This window comes from Reichenbachiella sp., assembly GCF_039969095.1.
Classification (GTDB): Bacteria; Bacteroidota; Bacteroidia; order Cytophagales; family Cyclobacteriaceae; genus Reichenbachiella.
Genome location: NZ_JBDVOL010000011.1, coordinates 87,909 through 102,510, shown reverse-complemented (window position 1 = coordinate 102,510; position 14,602 = coordinate 87,909). Strand labels below are relative to the sequence as shown.

Sequence of the window (14,602 nt, the reverse complement as noted above, 5' to 3'; positions counted from 1 at the left end):
GGCTATTTATTGCCTACCTTTGCATCTTATCATAATATTTTCAGATTGAATACTTTTTCAGAACTCGGGCTCGAACCACGTTTGGTTGACGCGCTCACCGATTTAGGCATTGTTAAACCTACACAGATTCAGCAGGAGGCCATTCCAATTTTACTTGACTCAATGCAGGATTTTATTGGCCTGGCGCAAACGGGAACTGGAAAAACGGCCGCCTTTGGTCTTCCGCTACTTCAGTCTGTCAACGAAGACTCCAATACTTGCCAGGCGGTTGTACTCGCACCTACAAGGGAATTGGCTCAGCAGATCGCTGAACAATTGAAGAATTTTTCCAAAAACAAGTCAAAACTTAAAGTTGAAGTGGTTTTTGGTGGTGCAGCTATCACCAATCAAATCAAGGCCTTGAAGGCAAAACCACAAGTGGTAGTGGCTACTCCAGGTCGATTGGTAGATCTAATCAACCGAAAGGTTATTAGTATGAAATCACTCGATTATGTGGTATTGGATGAGGCAGATGAAATGCTAAACATGGGGTTCAAGGAAGAACTGAATAAAATATTAGCAGACACTCCGGCAGAAAAAACTACTTGGTTGTTTTCAGCAACTATGCCTTCTGCTATCAAAAATATAGTAAATACCTACATGAATAATCCGAAGGAAGTTTCGGTGAAAAGTGGGGTAGAGGTAAACAAAAATATTTCTCACCAGTACTTGGTGGTGAAAATGAGTGACAAATTAGAAGCTATCAAGAGAGTGCTGGATGTGAATCCTAATTTCTATGGAGTGATGTTTTGTCGTACAAAGATTGATACTCAAAATCTGGCTGACGATATCAGTAGAGCGGGTTATAGAGCAGAAGCCTTGCATGGAGATCTTACTCAAAAGCAGCGTGATTCTGTGATGAGAAAATTCAAAGATGGTACTTTGTCAATGCTTGTAGCTACAGATGTGGCAGCTCGAGGTATTGATGTAAATGACGTTACTCATGTGATTCACCACAGATTACCTGACGAATTGGAATTTTACACGCATAGAAGTGGGAGAACAGCTAGGGCAGGTAAAAAGGGAATTTCAATTGCATTGGTGAGCAAAGGAGAAGTTCGTCGAATTGGAGAGATCGAAAGAAGACTCAAAATTAAATTTGAGAAAGAGTTGATCCCGACAGCAGATGAAGTGATGTCATCTCGAATGGATAATTCATTGAAATTGATTGCTGACTATGAGATCAAGAAGGAACTACCAGAAGACTTGAAGAAGCAAGCACAGGATATGTTTGAATCTTTGTCAAAAGAAGAACTAGTTGATAAACTTTTAGCATTAGAGCTCTCCAAGGTAAGTATATCCAATAGCGGTGACTTGAATCAGACTGAAAATAGTCGCTCAAAAGAAGGCCGCGAACGTGGAGGTGAATCTGGAAAGCATGCTAGATTGTTCATTAATTTGGGTAAGATAGATGATATTTCCAATGCCGAATTACTTCACATGATTTGTGATATTTCTGGTGCAAAAAAAGGTCAAATAGGTAAAATTGAACTTCAACAGAAGAGAGCTTATTTTGAAGTTGAAAAGGACGTAGCCAATGATGTCATAGGTAAGTTCAAAGGATACGAATTTGAAGGCAGGGAGCTCAGAGTGAATCAAGACGATTCAGCACCTAAATCTGGACGATCCTCTCAAAGAGGATATCAGGATAGAAAAAGAAGAAGTTCAAAAGGTAGGTCTGGGTCTGGTAAACCGTCAGGAGGTGGTCGTCAAGGTAGATCAGGCGGCGGTCGTAGAAGATAGCTCTATTTTTCAGGTCAATTTTCACTAACTTGTTGCACGCAACGGTTTAATTAGCCAATAATTGAACAATTAGGACATTGACTTGAAATATTTCAATATTTATTTCAATTTCTGTTTGATAGGACGGGCTTTAAGATGTATATTTAAAGTCCATCTGTATTATTTTATTATAACAAATTGAAGATTATCTTCAAAATTATAAAATAATGCAACCCAACATCCAAAAGGAGCCATCCCCAGATTATAAGGCTCAAATAAAAAGTGTGGAATCTACACTCAAGTATGCTATGGACTCTAGAGTAAGTAGTGTCAGAGATTCTGTGGATTTAACTATGCAGGCTCAAGCAAAATGTGAAGCTTTAGATTATGCTGAAGGTTTAGCGCAATGTGCTTGTCAGTTGGGGTTATTTTATATGATTATGGGAGATCATGTAGCAGCACTCGAATACTCAGAAGAGTCGCTTGCAGCATTTACTGAACAAGGTAATAAGCAAGGAATGGCAGATGCACTTTATAACATTAGTAGCATCGAATATAAATCCACGCAGTATCATAAAGGTTTAGAGCATTTATATGAATGCTTAAGATTGCAAGAAGAAATTGATGATAAATTAGGTCAGTCCAAATCCCTAAAAGCTATTGGGTTCATTTATGAAGCTTTTAATGAATATGCAAAGGCTAAAGAAACTTATGTAAAATGCAGGGAACTTAGCCATTTGATAAATGATAAAAATGGAGAATCTAATGCTTGCAATCCGCTTTCTGGCCTATATTTAAAAGAAGGTGATTATAAAAATGCGCTGGAATCAATAAATACAAGTATTAGCTTAAAAAAGGAGACAGGCGACAAGCGTGGGTTGGCATTTTCATGGTATGGTAAAGGGAAGATTCATTTACATCTTAAAGAACACAAAGAAGCCATTGAATTATTTTTAAGAAGTTTGAAAATTCATAATGAAGTTGGTGAGAAAATGGGCGCAGCTATGTGTTTGACAAAGTTGGGACAGGTTTGTATGACCACAAACAGAAAAGCTGAAGCTAAAAAATACTTAAACCAAGCCATCGAATTAGGTCGAGAAATTGATAATAAGCAGATTGTTTACAAAGCTTATTTTGAACTTTTTAATATTGCAATGGCTGAAGAAAATGAATCTGAAGCCTTGTCGTATCACATCAAATACCATGATTACAAAGAAGAGGTAATCAATTCTGAGACAACAAGTAAAATTAAAAGTCTGGAGTCCATGTGGAAAATGGAGTCACTTGAATCTGAGGCTCGAATTCAAAGAGAAAATAACCTAATTGTAGAAAAAAAGAATGAGGAACTAGATAAGTTTTCATCTAGAGTGTCACATGATCTTAGAGGACCAATATCTTCGTTGATGGGATTGTATGACGTTGTTAAATCTGAAATAGAAGATGAAGTAGCTTTAAAATATTTTGAACTATACCACCATCGGATAACACGAATTAATCAGACGATAATAGACCTTTTGGAATTGTCAAAAGTGAAAGATTGGCAGTTATCCAAGACTATGATTGATTTTGATGAAATGGTAGCAGACTGTATTGAGTCATTTAGTTATATACCTGGATTTGAAAAAATCAATTTTGAAATTGAGATCGATAATGAATTGAAAATTCAGTCTGACCGGAGCTTAATGAATACGATCATTCAAAACCTGATAGAAAATAGTATTAAATATTCTCGTCAAAATATAGATGATCCGTTTGTGAAAATATTTGTTAAGCAAACTGCTGAAGATTATATGTGCGTCATTGTAGAAGACAATGGGATAGGTATAGATGTAAAGTATCAAGAAAAAGTTTTTGATATGTTTTACAGGGCGAATGACGACGTTCAAGGATCTGGTTTGGGAATGTTTATTTTGAAGTCTGCAGTTGAAAAATTAGAAGGGGAAGTAAGTCTTGTCAGTGAGGTGAATAAGGGAACTAAATTTGTTATCTTACTTCCTATCCTTGACAATATGAAAAAGGAGTATCTGGGTATTTGATATGAAAATACTTGATGAACAATTTGGATAAATACTATTACTATGAGTAAAAAAGTAGATAAGATAGAAAATCCACTGGAAAATTTGGATGACAATGAAATCACCAATGTAGATCCTACGAAAATTGGCGGGCTAGACAGAAATGTAGCTGAAGAATTTGATGAAGGAGCGCTTGAGTGGACCAAAAGTAGAGGCAAGAAGAAGGATGAAAAATAGATTCTTCCCTTTTTAGCCATCATTCAATATTGAGTAAATGACAAAAGAGAACCAGCTTCATAGAGTTTTTGTGCTTTTTTTTGTGCTATGTAATTTCTTAGGATTTAGCCAACCAAAGCTAGATAGTTTGCTACTTGAACTTAACAATACTGTTGACAGAGAAAGCAAAATAGAGATATTTCTAAAACTATCTCTGGTGGCTGATGAGTCTGATGTGTCCCTTGAATATGCTCAATCTGCCTTCAATCAACTTCATGAAAATGATGACTTATTCCTAAAAGGAAAAGCATATCAAAGTTTGGGAAGAAGTTATGTGAATGAACAGCAAACAGATTCAGCATTGATTTATCTTGCCCAATCAAAGGATATTTTTGATAGTTTAGAAATCACAACGCACAGTGCTAAAAACCTATACTATCAGGCCATTGCATTCGAACAAATACATTTGTTTGATTCCGCACGCAGTCGTTACCATTTGGCCATTCTACTCTCAGATTCAATCGGTGACGATGCTAGTTCAGCGTATTATAGACTGCATTTAGGGGATTTGTTAAATACAAAAGGAGACAACGTAGGCGCATTAAAACATCTGAAAATAGCTCACGAGTATTATAATGCTCCAGAACGAGCAGATAGTGCTTGGATTTCATACAATAGTTTAGCTATAGTATATGATGAAATGGGACTCTATCCAGAGGCGTTAGGATATTATTTGAAAGCTTATGAAATCATAGAAAACAAAGACGATAAAGATGCGAAAATGATTTTGGCTAATAATCTCGGTACTATTTATCATGAGATAGGAAAAAATGAAGAAGCCAAGAATTACTTTGCTCAAGGTATGGAAATGGCAAGAGCAGCAAATTACAAGCAAGATGAAGCCATGATTCTTAATAACCTATCTATTCTTTATACAGAAGAGGGAGATACGCTAGGTGCTTTGAAACTTATAAGAAAGGCACATGAAATTCAGATGAATGAAGGTTTGAATTGTGATTTAGCTTATTCTTTTGAGGGGTTGGGCGAGGTCATGACTTGGCAAAAAAAATACGACTCAGCAAAGTACTATTATAGCAAAGCTATGAACTGGGCAAATAAATGCGAAATGACTGGTAGTCAGACTAGCATTCTTCGAAATATGGGACTTTTGGCTCTGAAGCTAAGAAAATCTACAGAAGGGGTCGCACTGTTAAACAAATCACTTAAACTAGGTGAAAAGGCTGGTTATTTGTCAGAAATGCAAGAGACTACTAAAGAGCTATACATTTTTTACAATACGATCGGTGATCATAAAAGTGCATTGAAATACCATCAGCTTTATAGTAGTTTGAAAGATTCTTTGTTCAATTCTCAGTCCACAGAAAAAATTGCGAGAATGACCGCTGAATTTGATTTTAGAAGAGAGGTGGAGTCACTGGAATACCAGCAAATGGCTGATGAAATGAGACTCAATGAACAACTTCGGCAAAAAGAATCTTATCAAAATAGCATATTGGTTGTACTGGTACTGACACTATTGCTTGCCGCTACGTTAGGGCGTTCATACTATTTGGTGCAAAATCATAACAAGAAATTGACTGCGCTGAATGAGGAGAAAAACACATTGATGGGAGTGGTCGCTCATGACCTTCGAAGTCCACTCAATAATATCAAGGGATTGATGTCTCTGGTGAAAATGGAAAATGCAAGCCTTTCGCCTGAGCAGAGTCATTATTTCCATTTGGTAGATGATACCATGGAGCGTATGCGTGATATGATTGATAGAGTGTTAGATGTCAGTGTAGTCGAGGACATGAAGGTGAATCTCAATTTGAAGAAGGTAGATTTAGGTCAATCGATGAATTTTGTAGGTGGGAATTTCGAACTATTGGCGAGTAAAAAATCAATAAAAATTCATTGCAATATAGAAACAGAGAAACACTTCATATTTGCCGATTACAATTACTTGCTACAGGTAATAGAAAACTTGGTTTCAAATGCAATTAAGTTTTCAGAATCAGGTAAAAATATATTTTTGAATGTTTTTCAAGAGGAGGGAAATGAAACTATGATCATCAGAGATGAGGGACCTGGGATCAGCGAAGAAGATCAGAAGAGACTGTTTACCAAATTTCAAAAATTGAGTGCCAAACCTACAGACAATGAACAATCAACAGGTCTAGGACTTTCAATCGTTAAAAAGTTTGTAGATGCAATGGATGCAGAAATAAGATGTGAAAGTGAAGTGGGGAAAGGAACCAGTTTTATCATTAGGTTTAAAACCGCAGTAGAGCAAGAAGTGGTTTAAGTTATTCCTTCAATAGCTTGATTTGAAATTCCAATGCTTCCAGTTTTGCATCTAGGGTTGATGCCTCTTCGTTTCCATCAAAATTATCACTGATGAATTTGCGGGCTTTTTTCACATCTACTAAAGCCTGATCAAAATCGTGTAATTTGGCGTAGTTAATCAATCCGCTATAGTAGTAATTGTAGACATGATTATAGTCGGCTGAAGCTGGCGGATTTTGTTGATACAGCTTTTCAGATTCCTTAAAATAGTTGGTAGCAACTTCTATGTTTCCTTGTTTGTATTGTAAAAGTCCTAGTAGGTCGTTGATTTCGTATGATTCTCCTATGAGTTCTTTAAGGATAAGTAATTCATCGATTACAAGAATCACAAGACTATCTGTTTTTGGATCGTTAGATCCTCGATCTATCCTTAAAGAATCAGCTATCGTTTTACCAAATTGGAACGTTACATTTAGTAAATCCCCTTTGGTATCAGCTATCAAATCTTGGCATTTCCCGTCATCAAATCGGATGGCTTGATCTAAATCTTCAAAGGCATTAACCAATATGTTAGGGTTATTAGAGATAAATTCTGAATTGTTGTTGCTGAGCATTACACTAAAATATTCTGCAACTGTTTTAGCTCTATAATTATAAGCACGAGGAACGTCCTTACCTTTCATTAGGTATTTATTATCCAAAGCTTGCGTGAAGCTTAGAAGAGCAGTTTCGTAATCCTTTTTTTCATAAGCTGCCATGCCATTCTCATAATATTGATCCTGAGCTAGGAGAGACTTGGAGTATAATAAGCCAAAAAGTAGGATAAAATAGTGCAGTTTAGTGAGAATTCTCATTCTTTAGGGATTCGGATTGTATAACGAAAATAAATATTGTGTTACGGTTGGTTTCTGGTTATTTACCAGATTCATCAATTTGTGAAATGTATTGTCTGAAACGATTTTCTATTTTATTTAAACGAAGAATTTCATTCATTTGATCATCACCCAATCCATTTATAATAGCTGATGTATAGGTGCTTCCTGCTTTCGAAATTTTGTAAGCTTCTTTGGTATCGTTTTTTTCTTTGAAGTAGTAACTGCCACTTAATATGTAGTTTTTTAAGTGCAAATGACTCATAGGTTGATCTCCTGAAGCAAAAAACTGATCTCTGCCTTTGTCAAATTCATCCATGGCTTTTTCTTTCTCCCCTAAGTGATAATGAGCAAGTCCCAATATGTCGTGTATTTGCCAGTTGTCTACTGCAATGTTTTCTAGTTCACCAAATTGACCAATAGCAAAATTCGCCAAATATGTGGCTGTGGGATTAGATTCATCTTCATCGTAGGTAATTAGAGAATCTCCAATGGTTTGAAGCGCGCTTGTTGAGATCTCAATTAATGTTTTTTTGGTGTCGGCAACCATGGTTTTCGTACCGCTACTCTGGAATTCGATTGCTCGAACCATTTCGAGTATCGTAGATTTAATGTGACCTTGTTTGTTAACAATATTGTTGAAATCACTATCTATCAAGTCTTTTTTAAGATATGCAGTTCGCATCATGGCTAAGTATGCGTAGGCGGTAGACAAATCTTTGCCGGATACTTCATACTTTTCATCTTCTACCACTTTCGTAAAACACAACATGGCTTCGTGGTAACGATTGGCATCGATGGCCTCGAGGGCTTTTTCGAAGTTTTCGGTTTGTGCATAGCCAATGGAAGATTGCAATAAAAGAAATAGTGTAAGTTTGATTAAGGTAGAATAATTCATAGCGAAAGTTGTTTTCCTGAAGAGCAGCAAAATGGGCGCCCTCATTATTACAGGCGCAAAGTTCCCAATTATAATATAGGATAGCAACGTATAAGAAGATAAAAGCCTGAAAATTACGGGTTTAAACGGATGAAGAGTAGGGGAAATTCCTATGTTTTACAATGTTTTGGAGCGATTTATAGCGATATAAATTATTGTTTAGTGATTAGTATCTGGAATTGTTGTTCATATATTTGCTATTGTATCACAAGAATCAATTCATGAAATTCACTTTAAAACACCTGCTCATTATTCCAATATTATTTTTAGTTCAAACTATCCATGCTCAATCAGGAGATACCTATGTGACCACAGGAGGTGAATGGATATTTTCGTTTGGTGGAACTGACAATGATGGAGCCATCAGGTTTAGTCCTGTAGTCAATTTTCAAATCAATGTAAATAAAGACCTAAGTGATAACTTTGGTATTTATTCGGGCTTTGCCGTTAGAAATGTTGGCTTTATATGGGACGATCCAGACAGTGCTCAAATCAGGAAAAAATTCAGGACTTACAATATGGGAATTCCTATAGGATTGAAGGTAGGAGATTCAAATGGCATGATGTTATTTGGTGGTTATGAATTGGAAATTCCTTTCAATTACAAGGAAAAAACTTTTGTGAATGAAAAGAAAGAGGACAAGTTCAATGTATACTTCAGCGACAGAGTTCCATCTCTCTATCATGCTTTGTTTGCAGGGATTCAATTTTATTCAGGAATTAGTCTAAAGTTCAAATACTACTTGACCAACTTTCATAATAAATCATATTCTGAAGTTGTAAACGGAGTAGAGGTGATGCCATATCAAGATATTGATAGCAACGTTTTTTACTTATCCTTAAATTTTAGTTTATTTAGAAATACAGAATTTCACTATAAAAAAGTGGATCGGGATGTTTCTAAAGTTTCTTTGTAGAGGATCAAAATTTCCACCCTAAACTACTCTTAATGACGTAGTCAGTATTGGATCCTTCCGTATTCATTTTGGTATCGTAGTTATAAGTTAGGTTTCCACCAATATAAAAATCCATCGGCAGATCAAATTTCACATCAAATGTGAAATTAAGCCTTCTTCTTTCAGTCTCAGTAAGGTTGTTGAAAAACTGAACCTTGGTTGTCAAAGTAATGTCTTTGTGTCCATATATTTTATATTCTATCTCTCCGAAAGATTCAATGCTTTGACTTGAATTGCCATCATTGATAGTATACTGTTCAGAGTTGAGTGCTACACCCACAGCTGTGACCATATACATTTTGTAGTTTCTAAGGATATTTCTTCCAATTCCTGTTTGAATAGTGGTTCTTAAATCAAGATTTTGTTCGTCACTTTTTAGAAAATCTGCTGCTCCAAGTACATACCAACTTCGAGTAAAGAATAGCTTCCAATTGGTGCCATAATTGTCACGCTCAGTCACTATTGTATCCTGCACTACATTGTATAGGGTATTGATATACAGATCAGATTGTAGTTGTGTATACAAATAGGATACACTTCCTGAAATACTGAGTTGTTTGGTGTCGCTGGCTTTTGTTATCGAAACACCGGCATCTACATTAGCTGAAACACGATCCCAGAATTTGTCTTCAAAAGACTTAAGGTATACAACATCCAACGTCTTGGCAAACATCTTGGAGCCTTCCTTTGGATATAAAATGATGTTTTCTTCATTGTTTGGGTCAGGGGATAAAGTACCATTAAATCTATGCTTTTGAGAAAGAATGATTACAAAATTGGTTTGAGTTTTTAGGGATTTTACTTTTTCCCATTCAATGGTGAAATCATTTTCACTGTATTCAGTTTCAACTTTAAGAACACCATTTTCCAGAATTTTAATTTCCCCAATAAGTACATGTCCATTTTTCAAGTAGACTGTATCTTGATTCTGGCCTACTGAAAGAAAAGAAATAAGCAATAATAAACCAAGTAAGAGACTTCTTGTCATAAAGGAGATGCGTTACACTGCGAAGTTAGTAACCACTCAATTCAGAACAAATGAAATTAATTTTTATCCAAATTTTTGAAAGAAACTATTGGAGAACTCTTAGCTCTATTCGGCGATTTAGACTCCTGCCATTTTCCTCATCGTCATTAGAAGCCAATGGCTGAGCCTCTCCATAGCCTTTTGCTATTAGTCTATTTGGGGCTACACCTTGTGAGGTGAGGTAAGACTTTACACTTTCTGCACGAGCTTCAGAGATTTGCATGTTGATTTCATGCGTACCGATGTTGCAAGTATGACCACCAATTTCAACAATCAGATTGGGGTTGTCTTCCATGACAGCTTGAATTTTCTTCAAAGTCGGCAAAGATTCATTTTTAAGTGATGTGGACTCAAGGTCAAAATAGATATTGTTCAAAATGGCTTTTTCACCAGATCTGAATTTACTGCCCATCATTTCCAACTTATCATATTTTGGCTTTGAAGTATTTTCACCACGATAAAGTGTTGTGTAGTTGGTCTCTTGATCAAATTGATCAGGTATTTTAATGTAGAAATCTAGTTCAAATGACTTGTGATGTTCGTCATGTGAAGATTTGATTTTGGTGGAATGGAGTTTTTGATTATTAACAAAAATCTCTACCAAGAATCTTTCTTCTGTGAATATTTCCTTACTATAACTTCCAAAGTTATCAGTAGATGTCGAGAATGATTCATCCTGATATTTGACAGGGTGAAAAACCACTTGAGCTTGTGGAACTGGTTCGTGTGTGAGTTGATCATAGACTTTTCCAGAGGCTAGAACCTTACCTTGTTTGTGAAAATAATAAATGTCAAAATCTCCTTGTCCATGCAATCGATTTGAACTTAAAAACCCTGAAATGTTATCTTCATTCAATTGAAAGTTGATTTCATCGTCAATGGTATTAATTGGAAAACCAACATTAGTAGGGCTACTCCACAGGCCAGTGATTGGGTCTATTTCAGATTTGAAAATATCGTACCCTCCAATTGACTCTGGTCTATCAGAACTGAAATATAGTGTCTTACCGTCATGCGATAAAAATGGGTGGTCTTCGTTGAACTCAGAATTGATTTCCCCGGCAATAGGCAATGGTGATGACCAACTATCAATGGATGGGTTGTAGATAGACTGAAAAATATCTAATTGACCACTGGTGTTTTTAGAGACAAAATAGATAACATTTTCATCGTCATTGATAAAGAAGTGAGATTCTACTAAATGTTCGTGGAGCTGAGCATTAAATTCTTGTGGATTACTCCATCCAGAAGAAAGTGGTTCAGAAAAATATAAGTTACCACCATTTTCTTGATTGTACATAAATAAGCGACCATCATTATTAACCACTTCTATTTTTGCATTGTTTTGGTCAAAAACTCCCAAGTTTCTTAATAGTCTTGGGTCGCTAAATCGATCATCTGATTTAAGGCTATAAAAGATCTGAAACTTGTCTGTAACTAATCCAGCTGGTCGAGAGGATACTAATAGTAATTCGTTGTGTCCTGCATAGAATGCCGGAGATAAATCGGCATATTCTGAATTGATAGGGGCGGCCAGCGACTCTACTTCAAATTCGTTTGTATTGTTGTAAAATGCTTTTGCACGTTGCGCTTGTTTGAGTAAGTCTGCCGATTCTTTCTTGATCTCAACGGTTCTATAAATATCCATATCCAAGAATGCTTGAAAATGTTTCTCAGCAAGTTCGAAATCATATCTGCTATAATGCATTCGTCCAAGCCAATAGTTGTAGAATTTGTCAGTTACACCTTCATTTTCTTCATATTCTTTTAATGCTGTCATGTCGCTAGCTCGACCAGAAGAGAGGTGGTAGGCTACAAAAGAATGGTATTGGATATAATGATTTTTTGGATAATTCTCCATGAGTTGATTGTACAACTCCAATGCTTTGGTGAAATTTTCTTTGAAGAAATAGTAATCAGCCTGTTCAATGAGCTGTTTTTTGTTCAATTTTTTATCAACTGCTTGGCCATGTAGCAATTGACTTAGGCAAAGTGCCATTGCAAATATTAAATACCTTTTCATACCGGTTAATCACTTATCAAGTAAACAAACCTAGTAAGAAATTCATTGAATTTTGGACAGAATAGTCGATTTAGGGGTATGCTATATATGATTTAGGAGAATTTCTTAGTGAGATATTATGAGAATCCACTATCAGATTAGGAAAAACACAAAGAAAAGTTCATATCTAACTGATTATTAACAATTAACAATAAAGGAGTTAAATCTACTTTTTGCTACAAGTTTAGCCAATAAGTGAGCTTTATTACCAGTGCTCGATTCTTTTCTTGAAAGACAAATTCTTGATTGTGATCCATTGTAGCATAGTTGTCAGTATAGACAATAAACAAATCAGATACTGGCTTGAATCGCCATTGTAATCTGGTGTTGATATTGAAGTTTTCAGCTTGAGTATTGTACTGTAGAAAAGAAGTAAGGAATAGCTTCTTAGTCATGGTCAAATCTATCCTGGACCCGATCAATACTAGATCAGCACTGTTATACGGATCAGGCATATTGAGCTTGTTGTAATTAAAATTAATATTGAAGGCAGCAAAAGGCTGAATTCGATATCCCAATTCGCCACCAATGCGATAACGTTTACCATTAAAATATTCTCCAGCCTGACCAACAATAGAGTAGGAGAATATCTTCCTTAAATCTGAGCTGTATTGTGCCCAAACAAAGTAATAATCATAAGAACTACCTGCTGGTAATTTTTCGCCATTTGTATTGGTCGGATCGAAAGATTCGAAGAGATAGGTGTATCTTTTCCCGATAGATACATTAAGTTGTGATGTGTTTTGGAACTGTAGATATTCATCAAAAGACATTACTTGATCAGATTTTACAGTTTCCCCTGATGTTTCTGTAACACCCCAAAGCGTTTCGAGGTATAGCTGGCTTTGGTGAAAATTCACTTTTCCAGATTTTGGATAAAAATTACGAGCCAAAATGTTTTCAATTCTGAATAGTCCGTTTCTTGGCACGAATCCAACCTCAGCATTGAAATTCTCACCAACAATGGTATGCGCCCAATCTACACGCCATTTCCTACCCTGGTAGGCTATCCATAAGGAATGCGCAAATTCTTCAGAATCCAGACTATCGCTATCCCAAGATTGCTGATACATCGCTTTTCCAACCCACTTGTTGTCAGCGGTTGCAAGGTTATAATCAAACCCTAAAACACGATTAAAATGATCAGGATCAAAAGCAGGATTGTCATTTGGATCATCAAAGCTCTGTTTGTTTACGAATATGGCTCCGACATTGGATCGGGCAAATACTTTTCGCTGAATGGCGGCTACAGAATAGTTGAATCCAGGTAAATTAATATCCTCTATCGATTCGGTCTGCATATTCAATAGACCAACTCTCCAGTTATTATCAAGCTTGCCACTGAGTCTGGCACCGTAGAGTATTTTGTGGGGTCTAATGCCACCATTCACTGTATCATTCACTATTCCTATGCGTCTCGAAAAGAATGTTTTGGCATAATAAGGATGTCCGAAATTGGCAAACAGGTCTGCGTTCTCCAAAAAGAATTGTCTCTTTTCTGGAAAAAACAATTCGAATCGATCCAGATTGGTTACTTGTTGATCCACTTCTACTTGTGAGAAATCCGGATTAACAGTTAGATCTAAATTTAACCCTGATCCAATGGCTATTTTGGCGTCACCACCAACATTAATTTTAGACTCTGGTTCTTTTTGTTCAGAGTTTTGATAATCTCTACTGACTTCAGCCGCAGTATAGGGAATGATGGAGATGTTGGAACCAGGTTTTTTAAGTGGCTCATCCCATTGTAAAACCCCAGTAAAAGCTAGGGAAGTAATACTGTAGTTTCTGGGGATTTTGTTCCAGGTGGATTGTTCTCCAAACTCACTGTCTTGACGATAAAAATTAATATTCCATTGATCTTTACCTTCTTTAAACCTCAGAGATTTAAATGGAATGGCGCCTTCTGCTATCCAAAAGCCCGGGTATTGTTTTGCTTCGGCGTACCATTTATTGTCCCAAGACCATGAAGTACCGCCAAATCCCCCTCCAATCAATCCTTCCCGCTGAGCCCCAAAAGAGTTGACACCAAATTGGAAAGCATTGGTTTGATCCTGAAAAGTATCGAATAGAAGTGAAATCCCATCAACCTGATCACCTTCGTAGTCTCTCCGAAGTGACGAAACTACATATTCTCTATCCTCTGACTGATTGTACATTTTGGCAGAAAAGTACAGGAATTGATCATCATAGGTGAGTCTTATTTCGGTCTTAGAGTCTGCTTCTGAGCTGTCATTTGGAAAATATTGGTTGAAATTTTCGGCTGCTTTGAGTTCATTCCAAATAGGCTCATCCAAAATGCCATCGACCCTGATTGGGGAAGATGTTTTTTGAATTAGATAGACTAAGTCCTGTCCTATAACACTATAGACCGTCGACGCTAATAATAGAGTAAGTAGTAATTTTTTGGTCAATGTTCTGCGTTTCTTCCTATGGTGCAAATAAAACCTGAGTTGATAGTTTTTAT

10 protein-coding genes are annotated in these 14,602 nt (G+C 36.3%); 5 read left to right on the top strand and 5 right to left on the bottom strand.

Features of this window, described 5'->3' with window-relative positions; all coding sequences use genetic code 11:
* Positions 1-45 precede the first annotated feature (45 nt).
* From ABJH98_RS08980 to ABJH98_RS08965, 4 genes are all read left to right on the top strand, one after another.
* Positions 46-1,782 (top strand): DEAD/DEAH box helicase, encoded by a 1,737-nt coding sequence (locus ABJH98_RS08980; protein WP_348307328.1) that lies wholly within the window; start codon positions 46-48, stop codon positions 1,780-1,782.
* 206 nt (positions 1,783-1,988) lie between these two features.
* On the top strand, positions 1,989-3,797 hold the full coding sequence (locus ABJH98_RS08975; protein WP_348307327.1) for a tetratricopeptide repeat protein: 1,809 nt from the start codon (positions 1,989-1,991) through the stop codon (positions 3,795-3,797).
* 42 nt (positions 3,798-3,839) lie between these two features.
* Positions 3,840-4,013 carry a hypothetical protein gene (locus ABJH98_RS08970; RefSeq protein WP_348307326.1) on the top strand — a complete coding sequence of 58 codons (174 nt, stop codon included), beginning with the start codon at positions 3,840-3,842 and terminating at the stop codon, positions 4,011-4,013.
* A 37-nt stretch (positions 4,014-4,050) separates the two neighbouring features.
* Positions 4,051-6,300 carry a tetratricopeptide repeat-containing sensor histidine kinase gene (locus tag ABJH98_RS08965; RefSeq protein ID WP_348307325.1) on the top strand — a complete coding sequence of 750 codons (2,250 nt, stop codon included), beginning with the start codon at positions 4,051-4,053 and terminating at the stop codon, positions 6,298-6,300.
* Position 6,301: 1 nt separating this feature from the next.
* Here the strand turns inward: ABJH98_RS08965 and ABJH98_RS08960 are convergent, their stop codons facing one another.
* On the bottom strand, positions 6,302-7,135 hold the full coding sequence (locus ABJH98_RS08960; protein WP_348307324.1) for a hypothetical protein: 834 nt from the start codon (positions 7,133-7,135) through the stop codon (positions 6,302-6,304).
* Between the two features lie 58 nt (positions 7,136-7,193).
* Positions 7,194-8,051: a hypothetical protein gene (locus ABJH98_RS08955; RefSeq protein ID WP_348307323.1), complete on the bottom strand. Its 858-nt coding sequence runs from the start codon at positions 8,049-8,051 to the stop codon at positions 7,194-7,196.
* Positions 8,052-8,311: 260 nt separating this feature from the next.
* On the opposite strand from ABJH98_RS08955, the gene ABJH98_RS08950 reads away from it, so the two are divergent.
* Positions 8,312-9,007, top strand: a complete 696-nt coding sequence (locus ABJH98_RS08950) for a hypothetical protein (protein ID WP_348307322.1) — start codon at positions 8,312-8,314, stop codon at positions 9,005-9,007.
* A gap of 4 nt (positions 9,008-9,011) precedes the next feature.
* Here the strand turns inward: ABJH98_RS08950 and ABJH98_RS08945 are convergent, their stop codons facing one another.
* From ABJH98_RS08945 to ABJH98_RS08935, 3 genes are all read right to left on the bottom strand, one after another.
* Entirely contained in the window at positions 9,012-10,034 is a 1,023-nt protein-coding gene (locus ABJH98_RS08945; RefSeq protein ID WP_348307321.1) for a DUF481 domain-containing protein, read from the bottom strand.
* 85 nt (positions 10,035-10,119) lie between these two features.
* Positions 10,120-12,096, bottom strand: a complete 1,977-nt coding sequence (locus ABJH98_RS08940; RefSeq protein WP_348307320.1) for an OmpA family protein — start codon at positions 12,094-12,096, stop codon at positions 10,120-10,122.
* Between the two features lie 215 nt (positions 12,097-12,311).
* A complete protein-coding gene (locus ABJH98_RS08935; protein ID WP_348307319.1) occupies positions 12,312-14,549 on the bottom strand; it encodes a DUF5916 domain-containing protein in 2,238 nt (745 codons plus the stop codon).
* Positions 14,550-14,602 lie beyond the last annotated feature (53 nt).

What these genes read in the sequence shown, in the direction of transcription:
- ABJH98_RS08960 (WP_348307324.1), bottom strand. Translation starts at nt 7,135, where the DNA reads ATGAGAATTCTCACTAAACTGCACTATTTTATCCTACTTTTTGGCTTA.
- ABJH98_RS08950 (WP_348307322.1), top strand. Translation starts at nt 8,312, where the DNA reads ATGAAATTCACTTTAAAACACCTGCTCATTATTCCAATATTATTTTTA.
- ABJH98_RS08955 (WP_348307323.1), bottom strand. Translation starts at nt 8,051, where the DNA reads ATGAATTATTCTACCTTAATCAAACTTACACTATTTCTTTTATTGCAA.
- ABJH98_RS08975 (WP_348307327.1), top strand. Translation starts at nt 1,989, where the DNA reads ATGCAACCCAACATCCAAAAGGAGCCATCCCCAGATTATAAGGCTCAA.
- ABJH98_RS08945 (WP_348307321.1), bottom strand. Translation starts at nt 10,034, where the DNA reads ATGACAAGAAGTCTCTTACTTGGTTTATTATTGCTTATTTCTTTTCTT.
- ABJH98_RS08940 (WP_348307320.1), bottom strand. Translation starts at nt 12,096, where the DNA reads ATGAAAAGGTATTTAATATTTGCAATGGCACTTTGCCTAAGTCAATTG.
- ABJH98_RS08965 (WP_348307325.1), top strand. Translation starts at nt 4,051, where the DNA reads ATGACAAAAGAGAACCAGCTTCATAGAGTTTTTGTGCTTTTTTTTGTG.
- ABJH98_RS08970 (WP_348307326.1), top strand. Translation starts at nt 3,840, where the DNA reads ATGAGTAAAAAAGTAGATAAGATAGAAAATCCACTGGAAAATTTGGAT.